Source organism: Bacillus sp. 05T31 (genome assembly GCF_056396725.1).
Genome location: NZ_JBFTMA010001284.1, coordinates 1 through 558 on the forward strand (window position 1 = coordinate 1; position 558 = coordinate 558).

Annotated in this window: 1 protein-coding gene; it reads left to right on the plus strand. The window is 33.4% G+C overall.

Annotated elements, in window-relative coordinates; translation table 11 throughout:
* Window positions 1-326: 326 nt before the first annotated feature.
* A partial coding sequence (locus tag AC1DJR_RS32940; RefSeq protein WP_477004561.1) for a transglycosylase occupies window positions 327-558 on the plus strand: 232 nt, incomplete at its 3' end.

Sequence of the window (558 nt, forward strand, 5' to 3'; positions counted from 1 at the left end):
GTATTTTAGTAGCAAAAGGTTAAACGGTGAGTGGTTTTCTTTAAATAAAAAAGATTTATCTGATGTGAAAAATCTAAATTTGCCTAAGAAAATTTTGAAGTCCATAAACGGTATGTACCACGAAATAGTGAGTTGAAAAGCATGGATTTAAAGGTGAAGTTGGGGAATATTGTAYAGCACGATTGAATAAATCGGATAAAAAAATAAAAGAGCAGTTAATATAACTAATTGCTCAATTAGAGAGAAATACAGTCATGGATGAAAATCTTGATGTACAAATAGTGTATCCATAATTTTATGTTTTATTCGAAAGAAGAGGAAGAAGAATGAAACCCGTAAAAGCGAAATGTGAAGCATGTGAGCATGTATTTCGTGTCCAGATGCTTGTAGCAAGATTGCCGAACCGTGTGGACAAGCACTATTTCATTTGTCCAAGCTGTAAAACAGAATTTGTAAGTTATTATTCGAACCGTGAAATGAGACAGCTGCAGAAAGAAATTTCGAAATTATACAACGGTTTCCGGAAATGTTATACAAAGGACCAGGCAAAAGTGATTC